The sequence below is a fragment of the Dyadobacter sediminis genome (genome assembly GCF_005860765.1).
Classification (GTDB): domain Bacteria; phylum Bacteroidota; class Bacteroidia; order Cytophagales; family Spirosomataceae; genus Dyadobacter; species Dyadobacter sediminis.
This window is the reverse complement of the sequence record NZ_VCEI01000011.1, coordinates 934,660-954,280: the sequence shown is the minus strand read 5'-3', so window position 1 is coordinate 954,280 and position 19,621 is coordinate 934,660. Positions and strand designations below refer to the sequence as shown.

The window sequence follows — 19,621 nt, the reverse complement described above, 5'->3', positions numbered from 1 at the left end:
TTAATTACAGGCTGAGAACGTAAAACTGTATAGCTTATACGTTTAATAAAATTGGTTAATTTGTTGCGCGGAAATTAAGAATGCCGCAGGGCTTTTTAGGTCAGGCAGCAATCGATTGTCTTTCCTTTTCTGCATTCCGGACGATCTCGTCACAGTTTGCACATGCAAGTGCACCTTGTTGTGAAAACCAGCGGCATTTTCTGCGGATTGCACAAGGAACAAGCAATTCTTCTCTTTCAGCCTTTTGGTTCATGGCTTCAATTACTTTACTGACAAGGCTGCAGGATGCATGTTCGTGGCTCCATTGATGGCATCCTCCCTCAATACATTTTCCTGAAAACCGGAATCGTTCTTCGGCGGATTTTCCGGTATTATCCTCGTATTCCCTGGCAGACTCAACAAAAGTCTTATCAATTCTGATCGGTTCCTCGAGGTATTCAACCTTTCCGTCCTTGCCTACAATTCCGAACAGATCAGCGCCGGGCTTGGCAATATAACTGGGGCATTGCAAGGATTCTTTTGGCTTTTCCATAACGAAGTAATTTTATTGATTCACATTGTTTCAGTGATTGAAATACACCCAGTTTGCAGCCGGTATGAATATTAAAACATGTAAAACACTTAACAGTTTTTAATAATGATCGGCGCAATTAACAATGGTATAAGCCACCATATTCCACCTTGTATTTCCTTTAACTCCGTAGCATTTAATTCTTGTGCAGCAAGATTCTCCGAATTTTCCATTTTGTTAATTGTTTAATGGTTTATTTTCATGAACTTAATTTTAAACATGATTTACATTTACCCTTTTTCGGAAAGCATTTGAGCTATTTTATAAGCAATCAGTGGAAGCCACAGAGGTGAAAATCCACCATTGATTTGGTTGATTTCCCGTGCATTTAAATCTTTAAGGAATGGATAGTCCGAGATTTTCATTTGTTCTTAATCGTTTAAGTAAATAGAATAACTATATCGATTCATTATTTCAATGCTGTTGCAATAGCTACGCCTGCTGCAACACCCGCTGCAAATCCTGCTACGAAGACAAAAATAAATCCACCTTCTGTTTCCTGTAATTCGTTTGCATTTAGCAAATCCAGGCCAAGCTGATCAAAATTTTCCATGTTGATAGAATTTAAAGTTTAAATACTAAATCAGTTTAATTTCTTTGTTCGGGTATATATCCGGGCGACTTTCCAGTTGTTACCTCGTATCTGATAAAATAATTAACTTTCAGTAAGTTTTGTTGCGCTTTTAAAGCAACTGGCTATCCATAAGAGTATGCAGATGATTATTATACTTCAGTTAACTAAATAATAAAAACCGTTAAATAAAAACAGCCCTGTAAACAAGTAGATAATGTCTTAAAACAAGCAGAAAATCGGTATACCGTTTATCTTTACATAGTAGAATATCATGTAACTGCAAGTGAATTTTTTTAGCTTGTAAAAAGCATAACTGCAGTTAAGAACAGCAGCCATTCAGGTTATTTAAGGTTGTATTTTAAATTTGATCCAATGCATCATCCCGACCAGAAATACATAGATGCGCTGTTGAATAACGACAGAATATTGCTGGATGAATTGTACAGAAAGTTCTCCGGTAAAATAAAATGGATGGTGCTGAAAAATAACGGAACGGAGGCGGAAGCAGCCGATATTTTTCAGGATGCACTGATTTCGATTTTTCATAAAGCCCGTTTGCATGATTTTGTATTAACCTGTCCGCTGGATGCATTTCTGTATCTGATCTGTAAAAAGAAATGGTTGAACGAGCTGGATAAAAAGAAGTTTAATCAGGTAACAACTTGGGAAGAAGACGGATTTCCAATCAGCGAAGATAGTTTCAAACTGGCTGAGGATTTCACGTTTCATGAGGAAAGATTAAACCTGATTACGGAAAAGCTCGAAGAACTTGGTACGGTTTGCAGGCAACTGCTGCGTCTGAGCTGGGCAGGCAAACCGATGGAAGAAGTAGCGCAGATAACGGGATTGACTTACGGTTATGCCAGGAAAAAGAAGTCGGAATGCATGGCTCAGCTCATTCATCTGGTAAAAACTTCTTCGCGCTTTAATTCTCTAAAATAAAAAATATGGAAACCCGCCGATTTGAGCAGTTTGACTTGTACCTGAATGGAAAAATGAGCAGCGAAGAAAGATCGTACTTCGAAGCTGAATTGTCTTCTGATTCGGATTTATATTCAACATTTGAAATTTACCGCACGATTGAAGTAGCCATGCGGGAAAAGGAAAAGCACCTTATAAACGACCATGCATTATTAACTTCCTTACATACGTTAAACGAGCGTTATTTCAAACCAGAAATGGAGCAACCGGATGCCCGGATCATCCGGTTTGATCCGGGTAAGTTAGCTCGGATATTTTCATGGATAGCAGCAGCAATTGCGGTTATTTTCATTTCCTACTCTGTTTTGTTCCCTTCCAAAAATGATGTCAAAGTGCTGGCAACCAGTTACTACAATGAGAATTTTTTGCAATTGAGCCAGACAATGGGAAATGCAGATGACAGTCTCCAATCCGGAATTGCAGCTTATAACAGGAAAGACTATAACAAGGCATTAATCTATTTTGAAAGTATTTATAACCGGCATCCTGAAAGTAGTGAGGCAAAAAAATATGCAGGTTTGACTTATCTCGCCAAAGGTGATTATACGCATGCGTTAGAAGCATTTGAAGAATTGGCGCAAATGCAAAATCTGTATGGAAATCCGGGACTGTTTTTCAAAGCCATAACCCTTTTAATGCGCGATAAAAGCGGCGACCGGCAATCAGCGAAGCAAATTATGCAAAAACTGGCAATTGAAAATACAGAAGGAAGCAGGGAAAGCAAAGAATGGTTAAAAAACTTTTAGTTGAACACGACGAACAAAAACCGGACTGAAAACAAGAAAATAAAACAACTCTGGACAGTGGTTTGCAAATGAACTGTTGAAGTACATACAGGATTACTAAACCGTGACTGAAATGGAAAAGAAACCATCCGGCGATTTGCCACTCTGGATCAGAAGATCCAAAAAAAATAAGGATCGATATGCTTCCCTGTTTCTTAAAACATACAAGCAAAATCAAATTTGTGTTTTTTTTAAAGAACTGCCGACAACGGAAGATATTGCAAATGTTAAAAATTTCCTGCTCGTAACAGCCAAGGAAATCAATGGCCGGAGAAGAAGCGATTCCAATGAAGTTGAAGTGATCAAATGTGATGATTGCGGGTGCTTGGTTGTTTTGTTTATTGGTGAATTGTTTCATACTGTAATCAATGCGGAAGGAGTTGTTGCCGGTTCTGTTCCAAGTCCTCCGGTTGTTGGTGAATATTCGCATAATTATTTTAATAGTTCCCCTTTTGAGAAAGAAGATTTCAACGTTTTTAGTAATTACTCATTATTTCAAAAACCGAAAGACATTGATAACGGCAAGGAAAAAATCGTAGTTGCCGTACTGGACACAGGCTTCGATGATCAATTGATTGATCCGCAATATTTATGGAAAAGCCAATTAAATGATTCCAGCTGTTATAAAGAAGTGGAATCCGGGTGGAATTTTTCTGAAATGAGTTCAGGCAACACAGGAAATCCGGATTTCAGGGATGACAATCCTTATCGCCATGGCACAGCGGTCAGTATGTTTATCATTAATGAATTTCTTAACTCCCAAAACAATGCAGTTGAAATTATGCCTTTGAAAACGCATAATGCAAACGGCCAAGGGGATTTTTTCGGAATCATTTGCGCGATCCATTTTGCAATGGCCAAGGGCGCCAACATGATCAATGCAAGCTGGGGATTTTACTATTATTACCGTAATCAATTTGCCTATTTTGATCATCTGATCAACAAGACACTCAAAGAAAGCGGGATATTGTTTGTTACAGCTGCTGGAAACAAATTTGCCGATGAAGAACTGATCGCAAAAGAAATTTACCTTGCAGAATATGGATTGAACATAACCGATGAACAGCTTCGGAACCTGGCAATTCATCACTTTTATCCTGCAGATCTCAGCATTTACCCCAACAGTGTTTTGACTGTAACTACAACGGATGGAAAAAGTATAAGTTCGACCCAGAACTTTTCAAGCAGGCACGTTGATCTCGGGGTTTTTGCAGACGAGGGTATGAAATTTTATGTTCCGTTTTACGGCAAATCGTGCAAGGATATGATCAGCGGATCTTCGTTTGCGACGGCAATTGCAACCGGTGTAATCGGAGCTTTCGGGCAAAAAAAACTGCTTCGTCTGGAAAATATGGACAAGACGCAATTGCTGCATACCCTTACCCTTGTAGATGATTCCGAATCGTCGCCGGCTGTCATGTTTGATGTTCCCGAACTTGAATTCAAGCACATCAAAAAGGGTACCTGCACCAGAAAGACATCCTAGCATAATAATATCTATAAGGATATGTATAAGCTGTTTATAATGCTCCTTATGCTTTTACACTTGTGTTTATCCAAACAGCAGGTTAAAGCGCAATGTCCTACGGATTTTGAATTCCGGCAATCGCTTAAAAAGATTGAAGAAAATACGTCAGTTCCGGATTCGGAAAATCTGGAACAACTTCTGAAATTACAGCAATCCTATTTAAAATGCCGTCCATTTAAAGACAGTATTTATGCCCGGATTGTGCATCGGGCAGGAGGTATTTACAGCAAAACAGGAGAAATCGAAAAAGCTATATCTTTTACCCGGGAAGCCATCGCTGTCAACCGAAAAAGCAGGAAAGCAGATGCTTCATTTCTGGCCAACAGCTATTTTAATCTTGGTACTTTTTACAGCCGGATTTACCGTTACGAATATACCCACCGTTCGCTGGACGAATGTGTAGCTACAGGTAAAAAATTTCCTTCCAAATACTTTCTGGTTTTTATGGCCTATGAACAAAAAGCATATCTTTTTTTTCAAACCGGGGATTATGAAAAAGGAATTGAAACGGCGGATGAAGGGATTTTATTTGCAGGAATAGTAAAGGATACGTTGGCAGAAGGCGCATTGTTATGTCAGAAAGCACAGGCGCAAATCGAGCTGAATGATCTTGAAAAAGCGGAGCAAAATATCAAGGATGCAATTTCCATTTTTTACGGCAATCCCCTAAATTCAAACCGCCTGGCCACTGCCTACGCCGTTTACGCGCAATTATTGAAAAAGAACCGGAAATATCATACTGCAGTTCAATATTATCTTCAATCAAACCAGCTGAATGAGACAACGGGAAACTGGGCACAATGTTCAAGAGATATGCTTAACCTGGGCTATTTATACGACAGCCATTTGCACGATACTGCGAAAGCGTTGAATGCATATGAACAAGGATTGCAAATGGCTGATAAATCAAAGGATGATTATCAGAAATCCGGATTGTTTATCAATATAGGTTATCTGTACTGGCGTCAGAAGAATTTTGATCAGGCGCTGCATTTTTATCAAAAAGCCCTCAATGCATTACCGGTTCATTTTACAAATACTTCCATAACAAGCAATCCGGATTTAAAAATGCTGATGCTTGTTTCCAATGATTATTTTGTATCCACTTTACTGTCGAACAAGGCAGAAGCGCTTTTGGATCTTTACAAAATCAAAAAGGATACAACGCTGCTAAAAACGGCATTGAAAACATTCCGGCTGGCAGATAAAACCGTGGATTTGATGCGTTGGAAACAATATGGCGAAAAGTCCAAACTGTACTGGAGAGAGAAAACAAATACAATGTATGAGCATGCGATTGAGGCCTGTTATCTTTCCAATGACGTTCGTCTTGCCTTTTTCTTTATGGAAAAAAGCCGTGCGGTTTTACTGAATGATAAATTAAATGAGCTGGGCGCTTCTGCCAAATTGCCCGTGCAGGAGTCGGTAAATGAAAATAAATACCGGATGGCTGTTATCAATGCGCAGCAGAAATGGATTTCTTCCACATCCGGCAAAACGGAAAAAGAAAAAATTCAGGCTGAAATGCTGGCTGCCAAAACGGATTTTGATCACTATATCAAAAAACTGGAACAGAAATATCCCTCGTATTATCACTATAAATATTCATCTGAAGTGCCTGCTTTAGACAAGCTTCAGCATTATCTTATAAAGGAAAAAGCCAGTTTCGTTCATTATTTCATGAATGATTCGGTTACTTATATGCTGAAAGTTACTGCCCGGAATGCTGAATTGTTCAAACTGAAAAAAGAACAGTTTAATCCTTCCAAAATTAATGATTTTATGCAAATGTGTTCAGAGAAGCAGACCTTGTTGAATCATTATAATGAATTCGCCTTACTATCCAGCGAATTATATAAATCATTGTTCAAACCTCTGAAATTGCCGGCTGGAAAAGTCATTATTTGTGCCGATCATTTTCTGGTTCCTTTTGAAGCATTTACCAGCGATAATCATGGCAAAGAATTTCTTTTAAGAAAATACATTTTCGATTACGTTTACTCCGCAGGCTATTTATTAAAACCATGGGGCAATAAAGCGGCAAACGGGAATTTCGCCGGGTTTGCACCGTCCCGTTATCAGCAGTATCTTAAAGTTGCAGATTTGAATAATGCGGTTTTTTCCTTGGAAAAAGCGGCCGGTTTTTACCAAGGAGCCAGGTTATTTACCAATAAAGAAGCAACGAAAAATAATTTTATCAGCCATATTGAAGATTATAGTATCGTTCATGTTTTTTCGCATGCGAAGGCAGACAAAAATGGAAATGAACCTTTATTATTCATGCAGGATTCCGTTATTCGTCTTACTGAACTCCCATTATGGAATCATCAAATAGCCACCCGGCTGGTGATACTGAGCGCCTGTGAAACAAACGCTGGAAAAAGCGCAGCGGGTGAAGGAATTTACAGTCTGGCAAGAGGTTTTACAGCGGCCGGAATTCCATCTATAGCGGCCACATTATGGAAAGCGGATGAGCAGGCTATTTACGCTGTGTCTGTTTATTTTCACAAATATTTGTCACAAGGTTTGTCCAAAGACAAAGCTTTGCAAAAGGCCAAACTCGACTTTATTTCAGAAAACAGCATGGAAAAGTTTTTGCCGTATTACTGGGCCAATCTGGTTTTGATCGGTAATCCGGAACCAATTCAATTTACAACAAATACAAACTTGTGGTGGCTTATTCTGGCGGTTACCGTAACGATTCTGATTGTTGGTATCGGGTATTACAAAAAATTTAAAAATCCGGAAGGCAAGACTTTCGAAAAAGTAACTGGCCAACCTTGAATAGTTAATTGACAACTTTCAAAACAAAAAAGCCTGTTTGCAAACAGGCTTTTTTGTAAACTTTATTTTCCTTAGTAAGTCAGCTTGTAAAGTTGTCCCAGCGCAAAGCTGATTACGTGAAATTGTCTGTCGCCGGTTCTGCGGATATCAGTCGGCATCATCAGTCCGCCCGCCAGAACCGTTCCGTCTTCGTTGAGTACCGCTCCGCTGAAAGGAACAAATCCGTTTGGCAGGGCAAAGTCTGAAAATTTGGTTACAAGCGGCTTTTTGTTTGCACTCAGTTCGATGTGCGTCAGCATCGTTAAGCCGTCTTTGTAAATAGAGACATTGCCGTTAAGGTCTACGGCAAAAATCTTTGCGTTACCGGGTGCAAAAGGGAAACCGGTGAGTGAACTGACAAGAAATTTGCTGCCGTCAAATACGATTCCGGTTGGAACTGCGTCAATGGTGCCGCCTGCAACAGAAGGGATTTTTGCAAAAAGGGAAATGTTACCGTTGTTTTGATCCCACTTGAAAATGGCATTTGCTCCGGCATCTGCCACATAGTAGTTTCCTGCGCCGTCAAATTCTATATCGAAAATGTTGGAGTTAACCGGGTCCGTGAGGTTGAGGCTTCTGCTGTAAGTACCAATGTCGGTTTTTGTCAGCGATGCCACCGGAATTTGCGGGTTTCCGGCTTTGAAACTGGAAACATCGGCAACATACAGAATACCATCGATGCCATGCAATATGTACAACTTGCCATTCATATATTTGATGTGGCTCAAACCTTCATTGGATTCGGGTCCGGCTGCTGAATGAAAACCGCTGATTACGGTTGTTTTTTGTCCGCCCGGCGTAAGCATTACAATAGCACCGTCATCGTTTCCTGTTCCAATTTCTGCAATCCAGAGATTTCCGTCTCCATCCATATCCAGTCCGATTGGTGCGCGTAATGTAGTATCAACCGTGGTCACTGCAAACCGGGCTGGTTCGGGAATGGGCACTACATGGTCCGTAGTACAGGCAGCAATGCCGATGGCAAGGGTCAGGAATGTAGCAAAAGAAAGTAAAATGGACTTTTTCATTTGGGATAAGGTTTGAAAGTTGGTAGGAAAAATAATAAAGATGCTCACGCAGAAATACTTATGCCGCAAAACTAAGACTTTTGAAAAATTTTGTTTTTGTGAAAGCAAACATCAGAGTACCTTTTTATTAAACGGATCAGAATGGATAAAATCGTGAAATTATTATGGTTTAGTAACAGGACGTGCTCGGAAGGAGCTTCCTGCAGTTGGCGACTGAAAGGAGGCCCCTCCGGGGCCATGAATGTGAAATGACTTTTCCATTGCCAGACACAGGAAGCCGCTCTGCGGCAAATGCAAACATCGGCCCGGAGGGCCATCCTGTTTGTAGCAAGTGATAAACAAACAAGTTAATTAGTGTAGCCCAGGAGGGGCATCCTGAGATTAGCGACTGAAAGGAGGCCCCTCCGGGTCCATGAATGTGAAATGCCTTTTCCATTGCTAGAAACAGGAAGCCGCTCTGCGGCAAATGCAAACATCGGCCCGGAGGGCCATCCTGTTTGTAGCAAGTGATAAACAACGAGTTAATTAGTGTAGCCCCGGAGGGGCATCCTGAGATTAGCGACTGAAAGGAGGCCCCTCCAGGGCTATGAATGTGAAATAATGTGAAATGCCTTTTCCATTGCTAGAAACAGGAAGCCGCTCTGCGGCAAATGCAAACATCGGCCCGGAGGGCCATCCTGTTTGTAGCAAGTGATAAACAAACAAGTTAATTAGTGTAGCCCCGGAGGGGCATCCTGTTTGTAACAAGTGATAATCAATGAGCCATTTTATGTAGCTCCCGAGGAGCTTCCTGTTTGTAGCAAATGACAAAAAAATTGAATTGTTTCCGGTTCCTCAAGAATAAATAATTTCTGGTTGGTTCCAAGACAATTATTACGAATTTTCACTTTTAAAAATGATTGACAGACAGAAAATAGAAAACACGCCGGTATATATAATACGTAAGAAGTATAAATTAATTTGGCAGAAGTAGTTCTGTTATAATTACATAGCAGCCCGGATTTTACATGCTGTTGTTACACATTTCAATCAGATGGAAGCGCGCTCCGGAATGGTACCATTTTCCATGTCATGTACTCCCGAATTTTCATCCAGAAGCATGTTAAGTGCTTCATGCAATAACTCGTACGATTGTTCGGGATGCAACGGAGTATTTAAAATCAATGCACATGGATTGGCATCAAGAATGTTTTCATAACTGCCAAAATCGTTGTTCGAAAACCAGATCATCAGGCGGACACCAAGCTCACCGCACAGATTGGCAAGCGTTGTAAGTCTGTGTTCATGCGATGGGAACCGGGCACCATCGGCCGGACTGTGGAGGACAGCCCATGGATTAAGGCGTTTTATCTCCAGTTCATACAATCCCGGTCCGGCTGCCAGGTTATCGGTATTAACTGAAATCCAGCGGATATTCCTGTCGGAACATACTTTTCCCATCGCATTTGTAAATGTTTCGGATTTACTAAAGATCAATAATGGCTGACAAGTGCTTTCACTTTCCATAAAGTCATCGGACGAATCATTCCTGAACGTGGATAGCAGTCGGATTTTGCGTTGCCACCAGCCATGCATTTCCAGAACCGGATGCTTGAACGGCAGTCCGCCGGCCAAAGCTCTGATCATGGCTGCCAGCGCAGTGGGCCGGACTTGTCCGCCGCTGACATGGAAGATGCCCGCTTCGTACTCGCCCCAGGGTTGCGTTACAAGTCGGTTCCAGCCGAACAGGCCCAGCAAAGCCCATGCGGTTACAGCCCGCACGTCTACTCCTTCGCTTCTTAAAGCCATTGCCGTATTCAGCATCTGGCAAAACCAGCGCATCTGCTCGTCTCTGGTACTGTACAAATGACATTCTGTGATGGCAATCGGAATTCCGAGACGTTCCCAGGCTTCCCGGATAAGCAGTTTCGGGCCACTTTCCGCCAAAAGCGGAACTCTAACAGCTTCAATGTCGCTGTAAAAATGAATGCCGTTTCCGCCATGATACTGCCTGTCGTACTTGTACATGTCTTCATCCAGGTACCGTTCGGAAGTGATATAATAATTAAATCCGGCAATGGCAGGGCGACAGTTATTTTCATGAAAGTAGTACAGTTCTTCCGGCCTGATACCGGACTCAACAAGACGTTTCCACATAAGATGATCCGGCGTAAGTGTACCGCAGATCAGCTCATAAGAAAGCCACCGGCGCTCGTTTTCATAATCGGCCTGATATTTCAGCAGTGGTGTGCTGTAACACTTGCCAAGGTCGTCTGTCTGGATCAGTTCTGCAGATGGGTTTATTTCGCGAATGGCCTGCATGGCCATGATTGTAGCCTTGCATTCACTGAGAAGTATCTTGTAAAAACAGAGTTCATCACTTTGATGCGGATACCAATGACCGTAAAGACCACAAAACCGGGCCGTGGTAAGCGGCTCATTTACGGGAGTATAGTATTGAATCCATGGGAATTTTTGTGCTACAAGCCTTGCATAATCTGCTAAACCCTTTTCAAAGCTGCCATCAAAAAAACTGACATGCCGCGGGCCGCTTCCGTGATGCACAAGCCCGGCAATTACGTCCATATGGTCCTGCCGGATCTGCTGAAGCTTAGCCTCCGTGCAGTGCCAGTCAATAGTTGTATCCGGTTCCGGCTGATGCCTTTCCCATAAAACCGGATACCGCAGGATTTTGATCCCAAGTGAACCAATCATGCCAATATCCTCATCCCGTGTATAATGACCGGCATACTCGAGCTGATCAAAATAACTGTCATTGACCCGGTTAATTGTACATTCTAATCCTCCCCAGATTTCAACAGCGTTAATAGAATTTTTCATAACCGCTTTTTTAAGTACAAAGAACTTTTTATAAGTTCTTTTAAAATTTCACCGCATATAATAAATCCTGTACCAGCGATTAGGTCAGAATGCAAATGCACCGAAGGATTAAAACAAGCGAGTAAAATATTTCTTGTAATTACTAAAAAGCTTCCTGACTAAGGAACATATGCGTTACTAGGTAACTATAATGGCTATGGAATTGAATTTTCTGCTTGCTGACAGGAGGGAAGGTTGAAGAACGGATCAACTTGTAAGTTTCAGTAATAAAACATCAATTTGATTCAATTTGCAATCATATAACTTTGGGAGGAATTGTAAAAACTTTTTAATATCAAGTTTACTGACATTAAGTAAGTACTGTATACATATTATAATTAGAGTTACTCATTTGTAATTAATCATTTAGTTTGGTTTTAGTAAGTAAAAGTAAATTAGGGTTTGTATTTATTATTCAAGCATCATTGGAGCGGCTTTCTGTTTGTAATAATTGCACCGCTGTATTCAGGAGGCTCCTCCGGAGCCACGTAATAACCTTAAATTCTTTTTGCTATAAACAGCAGGCTCCTCCGGAGCCACGTAATAACTTTAAATTCTTTTTGCTATAAACAGTAAGCTCCTCCGGAGCTAAATCGTATGTGTAAATTCCATTTGCTATAAACAGCAGGCTCCTCCGGAGCCACGTAATAACTTTAAATCTTTTTGCTATAAACAAGTAAGCTCCTCCGGAGCTGGCTGTTTTCAAACAAGTGCAAAATACTTCCTCATTCCCTTTACAACTCGCCGCGGAGCGGCTTCCTGTTTATAGCAATTGCATCGCCATATATGACGATGGCCCCGGCGGGGCCTCCTGTTTATAGCAATTGCATCGCCGCATGTGACGATGGCCCCGGCGGGGCCTCCTGTTGACCATGTTCCATTTTTAAATCCCTTTTCAAAAATGCATTTTTTTATTCCCAATTCCTTCCGGTTTTGACCTTTAACATTGTAACAAAAAACGATAAATGCATGAAAAATTTCATAATCAATACCATACTGTTCGCTGTCGCAAGTCTGTCGGTCATGGCGCAGACTGATTCTGTTCAGAAAGAAAAACCCCTTAAAATCCGTCATGCGGAGCCGCTCTATATGGATCTGATCCGTGATCTTGGAGCGAGAAAGGGCGAGAAGGAATGGAACGTCGGATACGGCGTCGAAGGACATAAAGATTACACGATCAATCACTCTTTTGTGGAATATGAATTTTCACCCCTGAACAGACTGGGACTGGAAGTGGAAGTGCCGTTTGCACTTTATAAAACTACACATGTACACGAAGGAAATGATGTGCCCCGCAACCGGATTGAAGGAATGAAACTGGCTGCACAATATACATTTCTGGTTTCTGAAAAAAATCAGATGTCTATGGCAGGCGGGTATATGCATGAATTTCGTGCACATTCTTTCTATTCAATGAGTCATGGCCGGGGCATGTTGAAAGGAAATTCTGTCAGTCCGTTTTTTATTGTGGCCAAAAAGTTCGGGAACAGAATAAATACCATGATCTACACAGGGCCTGAATGGGAATTTACACCCGAAGAATCCAAAAAGGAGTTATATTATCAGATCAATGCTAGTATGCATTATGTGCTTTCTGACGGAAACTTTGTGGGGCTAGAGGTAAATGACGAGTTTTCTTCCATGAGCCGCCGCACGGTGCTGCGTCCACAGATGAAACTGATTCTCGCTTCCAATCTGGCACTTGGACTTGTTACCGGAATTCCGACGAACTTTCATGCCGAAGGAATGAGCTTTATGGCAAGAGTTATATTTGAGCCCAAATCCAGAAGATGATGTATAAAAAACGGCGTTAATATGACTATCAACGCCGTTTTCGTTATAACTTAAGATTAACTCAGCTTCCAGCTTGGTCTTTCAAAATGACAGGTATATCCGCCCGGATTTTTCTGGAGATAATCCTGATGCTCCGTTTCTGCATTCCAGAAATCAGTGGCCGGTACAACCTCGGTAACGATTTTACCCGGCCATATTCCGGAAGCTTCCATTTCTGCAATCAATGTATTGGCAACTTCACGCTGGTTTTCATCCAGATAAAAAATAGCCGAACGGTACGAAGTTCCTATGTCATTGCCCTGCCGGTTTCTTGTAGTCGGATCGTGGATCTGGAAGAAATATTCCAGCAGTTTCCGGTAACTCAATTTTTCCGGGTCAAATGTAATGGCGATGCCTTCAGCATGCGTTCCGTGGTTCCGGTAAGTAGCATGGGGTACATCGCCGCCGGTGTATCCGACAACCGTCGAGATGACGCCCGGATGGTGCCTGAACAATTCCTCTACTCCCCAGAAGCAGCCGCCTGCCAGAATGGCTTTTTCAGTATTCATAAGTCTGATTTTAGATGTAATTAAAACAGCAAAAATTCTGTGCCTTCCTGGTTTTCTGTCATGAAAATGGTTAGATTGAACAATGCATCGTGTCAGTAAAAAGCATGCAGTTTACAGTTCGGGAATCCCGGTCGTATTCCGGTTTCCCGATGTATAATGCCAGCTGGGAGCGTTATTGATAACAAACAGGAACATTTCAAACGAAGTACGTTGTTGTTTTTAACTTCTACAATCTCGCGTCAAGAAGCAGGTTTCAGGATATAAATGATACATTTGCATGCGTTTGCAGACTCCCGATTTAACTTCTGTCCAGCATGATGAAAAGGCTTATACCAATCTGTTTAACTTTTGTAACCATAATCCTGTTAACCAATCCATTAGTTGCACAAACCACATCTCCATCCATGGAAGCGAAAGGAAAACAGTTTATTATTGATTCGGAAATTCCGTGGCAGGACCTTGGCAGCGGGCTGAAACGCAAGATCATGTCTTACGATGAGAAGATGATGATGGTGAAAATCGTATTTGAAAAAGGTGGCATAGGTACGCCGCACAAGCATGTTCATACGCAGATGAGCTACGTGGAAAGTGGTGTTTTTGAAATCACGATCGGAGACAGAAAGCAGACTTTAAAAGCGGGTGACGGTTATTATATTCCATCCAACATCATGCACGGAGCAGTGTGCAAGGAAGCCGGCGTACTGATCGATATGTTTACGCCCATGCGCGAGGATTTTGTAAAATGAGCAGCAAACCGGTTTGATCCTGCTTTCAAGGCTCTTTCTTCATTTCTCTTCGACGCATCGGCATGGCATCGATGAGGCCGAACAGTTTGTCGGTTTTTACAATTTCAGCAGACCGGAGTTTTTCGCCTCCGTCGCGTCCGATCAGGATAAAAGTGAATGCTTCGGAAGTATCGACGTTCCACTTTTTCCATTCGTCTGCATTCCGGGCAGAACCGGAAATGGATCTGATTTCAATGTCTCTTTCCCGGATTTCTTTTTGAGCTGCTTCCAGTTCCTGCAACTGCGCTTTCCATTGTTGCTCGCCTGCGGGTTTATAAAACAGCAGTACCTTGCGGGGCTGATCGGCCATGGTCAGTATCATGAGCATGAGTGCGGTTATCGTTTTCATAAAACCTTTGGATAAAAAAATGCTGCCAGCCACCAATTTGCTGTAACGGATTTTGAAAACATTCTCAATTGTAAGAAACGGTTGGCAATGCCTTTATGCACAGCATATGCCATTTGCCAGGGCCGAATGGTCCGGTAAAATCCAATGGTTGCTAAAAACAGGCCACCATGCAGCAATTGAAATGGAGACAGCCTGAGAGCCTGACCAGCCTTTAACTAAGACTTAAGTATAAATTTGTCCTCAAAACGAAAAGAATTCCATGCAACACCTTGCCTATGCCGTTTTTCTGTATTGAATTAAGTCATTATATAGAACATTTGCGATATTGACAGATAAAAACTTCTGTATTGTGCGTGTACGGCTGGCTGTGAAAAAGACGATCACATGTGCTGTTTTTCTTTGTATGTTTTTCAGAAATTTCCATACAGCAGCCCAGCTCGCCCCGCCACTGAAATTTGAATCTGTAGGCATGACAGAGGGTCTTTCACAGGGGTACGTCAGCGATATTACGCAGGATCACGACGGATTTGTCTGGATTACTACAAGCGACGGGCTCAACCGGTATGACGGAACTAAAATGACAAGCTATCATCACGATCCGGAAGATTCCACCACCATTGGCGGGAATGATCTGTCGTGCATTTTTGAGGATTCAAAAGGGCGGTTATGGATAGGGACCAGAAATCACGGCCTGGATTTGTTTGACCGGGAAACGGAAACGGCAAAGCATTTTCGTCATGGTGAAAAAAACAGCATCCGGTCTGATGGAATCAATAAAATTACTGAAGACCGGACCGGTGCCCTGTGGATCGAAACCAGAGAAGGCCTGGACAGGCTCGTTATTGAAAAAAGTGGAAAATACAACTTTACGCACATCCGGCTGGATACTGAATTTGAGCGGCACAGAGATGAGTTCTGGGCAGAAAAGGTTTTTGTTGACAGCAAAAACAGGATTCTGGTTACCACCCATACGCATGTGTGGGAACTGCAATTCAGTCGAAACGGAAAAACCTATACTTTGATTCCGAGATTCCGGTTTGGCCCCAGGGCTGTGTTTCCCATTCCTGAAATACTGGAAGATACCGTCCGGCGTATTCTGTATGTGAATGACCAGCAATCTTGGCGTTTTCTGAAGTATGACTTTACAGATCCTCAGCCTGCCTTCGAAGCCAACCGCGAAGTACCGTGCTGGACCCTGGATAAGCAGGGCCGGATCTGGGCAAATCATCAGAAACAGGTCAGGCTGATCGATCCGAATTCCTGTATGGAAAGGTACGTATATTCCTCTGATCCGGCACAGATGAAATTACTGGAAATAGCAACGGTTATGTACACCGACCGGAACGGAGTCGTCTGGATTGCTTCGGGCGGGTACGGCTTGCTGAAGTATGATCCGCATACAGAACCGTTTCATCATTTATTACCTGAAAACAGCATTTACCAGATTCTTGAACTCGATCCGGAATCGTTGCTTACGCACCATTTACAAATCGTAAAGCTGGAAAAGAGCAATCTTTACCTCAGCAGAAAAATGACCGGATTGAGGGAAATAAAGAAGCAGTCTTTAACGGCACTTTCGGAATCGCCGCTTGCAAGGGACTCTTCAGGGAATATCTGGATCGGCATGTCTTCATCGGTTTATCTGCATCAGGTAAAAACGGGAAAAGGGAAAAAATACAGCCTTCCTTATAACGATATTGTATCAACGCCGTTTCCGCTGATTACGGACCGTCACAACAAGCTTTGGATGGGTTACCGGAATTATCTTGTCCGGTTTGATCCTGTTACAGAAACGTTTTCGCGCTTTGCATATCCTTCCATTGCATTCCTGCTGGACTTCGATTTCCTGCAGTGCATTTACGAAGATGATCATTTTCTATGGCTTGGAACCGTTGAGGGATTATACCGTTTTGATACAAAGAACGGAAAAATGAGCAGGCCTTTTACCAATGAAGAAGGCAACGGCCAGTCGCTCGGCAATGATTTCGTAATTGCCCTGGCGAAAGACACACACTACCCGGACAGGTATCTGTGGGTTGGAACCAAAGGCGGAGGACTAAACCGGCTGGACAAAAAGACCGGGTTGTTCAAACGGTACAGTACCAAAAACGGACTTCCCAATAATGTGATTTACGGCATTTTACCGGACGATAGCGGAAAACTGTGGCTGAGTTCCAATAACGGCCTGACCCAACTGGATCCTGTTTCGGGAAATATCAAGAACTTCAACGAAGAGGATGGATTGCAGGGAAATGAGTTCAACCGGTACGCTTACCTCAGAACTTCCACAGGAAAATTTGTGTTCGGCGGCCTCAACGGCCTGAACTATTTTGATCCGGAAGAAATAAAACCGTTGCCGCCCCCGAATGTAATGTTCACGGATTTCCGCCTGTTCAACAAGCCGGTCGATTTTACAAAACCGGGATCGCCCATCCGAAAAAATATTTCCTATGTGAAGGCGATAACGCTGCGCTATGTGCAAAATGTGGTTACGTTCGGCTTTGCAGGAATGGATTTCCGGGCAAAAAAGAGGATTGTATACCGGTACAAAATGCAGGGGTTTGACAACGACTGGATTTATGCAGCCGAGGAAAATGAAGCGACTTACACGAATCTGGATCCCGGAAAATATACATTTGTTGTACAGGGCAAGTTCAGGAACGGTTCGTGGGGAACGGATTCGGCATCCATGCTGCTGGTGATCGTTCCTCCGTGGTACCGCACGTACTGGTTTTATACATTCGTCACAATCAGTATCATATCGTCGTGCTATGCGTTTTACAAATACCGGATTAATCAGCTGATGCGCCTGGAAGGATTGCGGAACCGGATTGCCCGCGACCTGCACGATGAAGTCGGTTCTTCGATCAGTACCATTGCTATTTACTCGAAAATCGTTCATGAGCATGTCGGAATCAAAACCTTTAACAATGAACCGCTGCTGAAAAAGATTACGGAGCATGCAACGGAAATTATGGAATCGATGAACGACATTGTCTGGAACATCAATACGAAAAACGATTCATTTGATCATATTATCATCAAAATGCGTGAGCATGCATATCAGCTTTTTGAAGCAAAAGGCTATATGCTGCACTTCCAGTTTGACGAGTCGCTCTCCAGAATGAAACTGCAGATGGAGCGAAGACGTGATTTTTATCTGATCTACAAAGAAGCATTGAACAATATTGCAAAGTATGCAGAAGGTAAAAATGTCTGGATCGCGGTGACTACCGGCAACCAGCAGATAAACCTGATCATCGAAGATGACGGAAAGGGTTTTGATCCGGAGGCGGCAGCAAAAAACGGGAACGGGCTGAGCAACATGCGGTTCCGGGCAAATGCCTTGAAGGGAACGCTGATGATTACTTCGGAAATTGGAAAGGGTACCAAACTCCGCTTTGTATTCTAGTTGGTGTCTGTTAAACCGGCTGAATTGACCGGTTACAGGCTGATTACCTTTAAATAAGTACCTTGCAAATCAGAAGAAATTAGCCTGTTTAGGCTATTTTTTAGTCTGTATTTTGGAATTATTATTGCATCGACTTTGAACCCCTGCAATAATGATGATAAAAGTAGTCGTATACGATGATCACAAGTCTCGACGTGAGGCGTTAGAATTACTTATTAGTCTTCAGCCCGGAATGGAATGCACGGGCAGTTACGAAAACTGCGCCGGGCTGGTTAAAAACCTGGCCAGTGATCCGCCCACGGTCGTGTTGATGGATATCAATATGCCCAAGGTCGGCGGGATAGAAGGGGTCAAGCTGCTGAAACAGCATTATCCCGAAACCAGCATCATCATGCAGACAGTCTTTGAAGAAGACGATACTATTTTCAAATGCATTCAGGCAGGGGCCAATGGCTATATTCTTAAAAAAGCGCCCAACGACAAGCTGATTGAAGCCATTTACGATGTCGTAAACGGCGGTGCCCCGATCACGCCATCCATAGCGGCCAGAATACTGAATTACTTCAGTAAAAAGAAGCCGAGCCCGGAAAAAAGGAACTTCGACCTTTCCAAGCGGGAAACGGATATTCTGACCAAACTCGTTAAAGGGCAAAGCCACAAAATGATTGCTGAAGATCTGTTCATTTCGGTTCATACCGTTCATAATCATGTAAAAAGGCTGTATCAGAAACTTCATGTCCACAGTGTTTCAGAAGCTGTTGTAAAAGCCATTGAAAACCGCATCGTACAACACTAGTTTACGGACCGATTGCATATAACCGCTTTTTATTCTATTTTTTCTAAAAATAATGTGAAAATAGAAATAGGATTCCTTTGTTTTTATACATTTGCATCATTCAGGGAATTTACTTTTATTTTCAACTTGCGCAGGATTATCCCCATATTCCTTTTCGTGCTGCTGCTTTACAATACGGTAGGCTACTCGATAGTTTATCTGTTGGAAGACAGGCAGACGGTCAGTGCCATGGGTAACGATTTTATTCAGCAATCGACAGGTTCTCAGGATATCGTTATCAGAATGCCTGTTGCTGTACCTTATCAGAATAACTGGGAATTTCCGCAACCGGCAGAGGGCCAGATTGTGCATGATGGTAAATTTTACCAGCTTAAAAGCAAACAGCTGATCAACGACACACTTTTGGTAGTCTGCGAATATGACCAGTACGCGCGTGAACGTTTTTACGATCTTGTCTCCAGAATCAATGATCAGGTCGGCGATGGCAACACCGGTTCCGAACAGGGCTCCCGCTCGGTGATCCTGAAAAACTTTCTGAAAGAGTATATGAATCATGGCTGCAAGCATATGTTTTATGTGCTGGAATGGATTGAAAATAACAGGATTGTATTCCCTTCACCGTTTGTGGTTTTACCTGAACTGCCTGCCGCAATCCCGTTCCCGCCTCCGGATCTGTTTTAGTCTGTTTTTCTTTTTCCTCCTACCGGTTTGATTGTTTGCTGTTTGCATGTATGCACGGGATGTGTCCTCACATCACGTATAGCCTGTATTTTTGATGCAGCCATTCT

Annotated in this window: 16 protein-coding genes; 9 read left to right on the top strand and 7 right to left on the bottom strand. The window is 42.5% G+C overall.

All coding sequences use genetic code 11. The features are described 5' to 3' along the window. Nucleotides 1–100: 100 nt before the first annotated feature. The 3 genes from FEM55_RS04720 to FEM55_RS24870 all read right to left on the bottom strand — a co-directional run bounded on the left by FEM55_RS04720 (nt 101) and on the right by FEM55_RS24870 (nt 1,124). The gene (locus tag FEM55_RS04720) at nt 101–532 is read right to left on the bottom strand and encodes a hypothetical protein (protein ID WP_138280133.1); all 432 of its coding nucleotides are present in this window, start codon (nt 530–532) and stop codon (nt 101–103) included. 269 nt (nt 533–801) lie between these two features. After that, nucleotides 802–936: a hypothetical protein gene (locus tag FEM55_RS25290; protein WP_262710579.1), complete on the bottom strand. Its 135-nt coding sequence runs from the start codon at nt 934–936 to the stop codon at nt 802–804. Between the two features lie 44 nt (nt 937–980). Further along, nucleotides 981–1,124, bottom strand: coding sequence for a hypothetical protein (locus tag FEM55_RS24870; RefSeq protein ID WP_171036465.1), 144 nt, complete (start codon nt 1,122–1,124; stop codon nt 981–983). 393 nt (nt 1,125–1,517) lie between these two features. Between FEM55_RS24870 and FEM55_RS04715 the strand changes: the two genes are divergently transcribed. From FEM55_RS04715 to FEM55_RS04700, 4 genes are all read left to right on the top strand, one after another. Further along, entirely contained in the window at nt 1,518–2,087 is a 570-nt protein-coding gene (locus tag FEM55_RS04715; protein WP_138280132.1) for an RNA polymerase sigma factor, read from the top strand. Between the two features lie 5 nt (nt 2,088–2,092). Further along, entirely contained in the window at nt 2,093–2,872 is a 780-nt protein-coding gene (locus FEM55_RS04710; RefSeq protein ID WP_138280131.1) for a tetratricopeptide repeat protein, read from the top strand. Between the two features lie 112 nt (nt 2,873–2,984). Then, nucleotides 2,985–4,397 (top strand): S8 family serine peptidase, encoded by a 1,413-nt coding sequence (locus tag FEM55_RS04705; protein ID WP_138280130.1) that lies wholly within the window; start codon nt 2,985–2,987, stop codon nt 4,395–4,397. Nucleotides 4,398–4,445: 48 nt separating this feature from the next. Continuing rightward, nucleotides 4,446–7,223, top strand: a complete 2,778-nt coding sequence (locus FEM55_RS04700; RefSeq protein WP_171036464.1) for a CHAT domain-containing protein — start codon at nt 4,446–4,448, stop codon at nt 7,221–7,223. Nucleotides 7,224–7,294: 71 nt separating this feature from the next. Here FEM55_RS04700 and FEM55_RS04695 read toward each other — a convergent pair whose 3' ends face one another. Further along, on the bottom strand, nt 7,295–8,290 hold the full coding sequence (locus FEM55_RS04695; RefSeq protein ID WP_138280128.1) for a ScyD/ScyE family protein: 996 nt from the start codon (nt 8,288–8,290) through the stop codon (nt 7,295–7,297). Nucleotides 8,291–9,319: 1,029 nt separating this feature from the next. Beyond that, nucleotides 9,320–11,110 carry a glycoside hydrolase family protein gene (locus FEM55_RS04680; protein ID WP_138280126.1) on the bottom strand — a complete coding sequence of 597 codons (1,791 nt, stop codon included), beginning with the start codon at nt 11,108–11,110 and terminating at the stop codon, nt 9,320–9,322. 1,008 nt (nt 11,111–12,118) lie between these two features. Between FEM55_RS04680 and FEM55_RS04675 the strand changes: the two genes are divergently transcribed. Further along, entirely contained in the window at nt 12,119–12,943 is an 825-nt protein-coding gene (locus tag FEM55_RS04675; RefSeq protein ID WP_138280125.1) for an HAEPLYID family protein, read from the top strand. Between the two features lie 56 nt (nt 12,944–12,999). Here FEM55_RS04675 and msrA read toward each other — a convergent pair whose 3' ends face one another. Then, the gene (gene msrA / locus FEM55_RS04670) at nt 13,000–13,491 is read right to left on the bottom strand and encodes a peptide-methionine (S)-S-oxide reductase MsrA (RefSeq protein WP_138280124.1); all 492 of its coding nucleotides are present in this window, start codon (nt 13,489–13,491) and stop codon (nt 13,000–13,002) included. Nucleotides 13,492–13,895: 404 nt separating this feature from the next. On the opposite strand from msrA, the gene FEM55_RS04665 reads away from it, so the two are divergent. Beyond that, entirely contained in the window at nt 13,896–14,237 is a 342-nt protein-coding gene (locus tag FEM55_RS04665) for a cupin domain-containing protein (protein ID WP_138280123.1), read from the top strand. 25 nt (nt 14,238–14,262) lie between these two features. On the opposite strand, the gene FEM55_RS04660 is transcribed toward FEM55_RS04665, so the two are convergent. Continuing rightward, nucleotides 14,263–14,625, bottom strand: coding sequence for a DUF4174 domain-containing protein (locus FEM55_RS04660; protein WP_138280122.1), 363 nt, complete (start codon nt 14,623–14,625; stop codon nt 14,263–14,265). Nucleotides 14,626–15,094: 469 nt separating this feature from the next. On the opposite strand from FEM55_RS04660, the gene FEM55_RS04655 reads away from it, so the two are divergent. The 3 genes from FEM55_RS04655 to FEM55_RS04645 all read left to right on the top strand — a co-directional run bounded on the left by FEM55_RS04655 (nt 15,095) and on the right by FEM55_RS04645 (nt 19,514). Then, the gene (locus FEM55_RS04655; RefSeq protein WP_171036463.1) at nt 15,095–18,037 is read left to right on the top strand and encodes a sensor histidine kinase; all 2,943 of its coding nucleotides are present in this window, start codon (nt 15,095–15,097) and stop codon (nt 18,035–18,037) included. 151 nt (nt 18,038–18,188) lie between these two features. Next, on the top strand, nt 18,189–18,833 hold the full coding sequence (locus FEM55_RS04650) for a response regulator transcription factor (RefSeq protein ID WP_138280120.1): 645 nt from the start codon (nt 18,189–18,191) through the stop codon (nt 18,831–18,833). Nucleotides 18,834–18,887: 54 nt separating this feature from the next. Beyond that, nucleotides 18,888–19,514 (top strand): hypothetical protein, encoded by a 627-nt coding sequence (locus tag FEM55_RS04645; protein ID WP_229209091.1) that lies wholly within the window; start codon nt 18,888–18,890, stop codon nt 19,512–19,514. Nucleotides 19,515–19,621: the final 107 nt, after the last annotated feature.

Excerpts from the sequence above, each read along its gene's own strand:
- FEM55_RS25290 (WP_262710579.1), bottom strand. The coding sequence starts at position 936 with ATGAAAATCTCGGACTATCCATTCCTTAAAGATTTAAATGCACGGGAA.
- FEM55_RS24870 (WP_171036465.1), bottom strand. The coding sequence starts at position 1,124 with ATGGAAAATTTTGATCAGCTTGGCCTGGATTTGCTAAATGCAAACGAA.
- FEM55_RS04655 (WP_171036463.1), top strand. The coding sequence starts at position 15,095 with ATGACAGAGGGTCTTTCACAGGGGTACGTCAGCGATATTACGCAGGAT.
- FEM55_RS04650 (WP_138280120.1), top strand. The coding sequence starts at position 18,189 with ATGATGATAAAAGTAGTCGTATACGATGATCACAAGTCTCGACGTGAG.
- FEM55_RS04720 (WP_138280133.1), bottom strand. The coding sequence starts at position 532 with ATGGAAAAGCCAAAAGAATCCTTGCAATGCCCCAGTTATATTGCCAAG.
- FEM55_RS04680 (WP_138280126.1), bottom strand. The coding sequence starts at position 11,110 with ATGAAAAATTCTATTAACGCTGTTGAAATCTGGGGAGGATTAGAATGT.
- FEM55_RS04660 (WP_138280122.1), bottom strand. The coding sequence starts at position 14,625 with ATGAAAACGATAACCGCACTCATGCTCATGATACTGACCATGGCCGAT.
- FEM55_RS04715 (WP_138280132.1), top strand. The coding sequence starts at position 1,518 with ATGCATCATCCCGACCAGAAATACATAGATGCGCTGTTGAATAACGAC.
- FEM55_RS04710 (WP_138280131.1), top strand. The coding sequence starts at position 2,093 with ATGGAAACCCGCCGATTTGAGCAGTTTGACTTGTACCTGAATGGAAAA.
- FEM55_RS04700 (WP_171036464.1), top strand. The coding sequence starts at position 4,446 with ATGCTTTTACACTTGTGTTTATCCAAACAGCAGGTTAAAGCGCAATGT.
- FEM55_RS04695 (WP_138280128.1), bottom strand. The coding sequence starts at position 8,290 with ATGAAAAAGTCCATTTTACTTTCTTTTGCTACATTCCTGACCCTTGCC.
- FEM55_RS04705 (WP_138280130.1), top strand. The coding sequence starts at position 2,985 with ATGGAAAAGAAACCATCCGGCGATTTGCCACTCTGGATCAGAAGATCC.
- msrA (WP_138280124.1), bottom strand. The coding sequence starts at position 13,491 with ATGAATACTGAAAAAGCCATTCTGGCAGGCGGCTGCTTCTGGGGAGTA.
- FEM55_RS04665 (WP_138280123.1), top strand. The coding sequence starts at position 13,896 with ATGGAAGCGAAAGGAAAACAGTTTATTATTGATTCGGAAATTCCGTGG.
- FEM55_RS04675 (WP_138280125.1), top strand. The coding sequence starts at position 12,119 with ATGAAAAATTTCATAATCAATACCATACTGTTCGCTGTCGCAAGTCTG.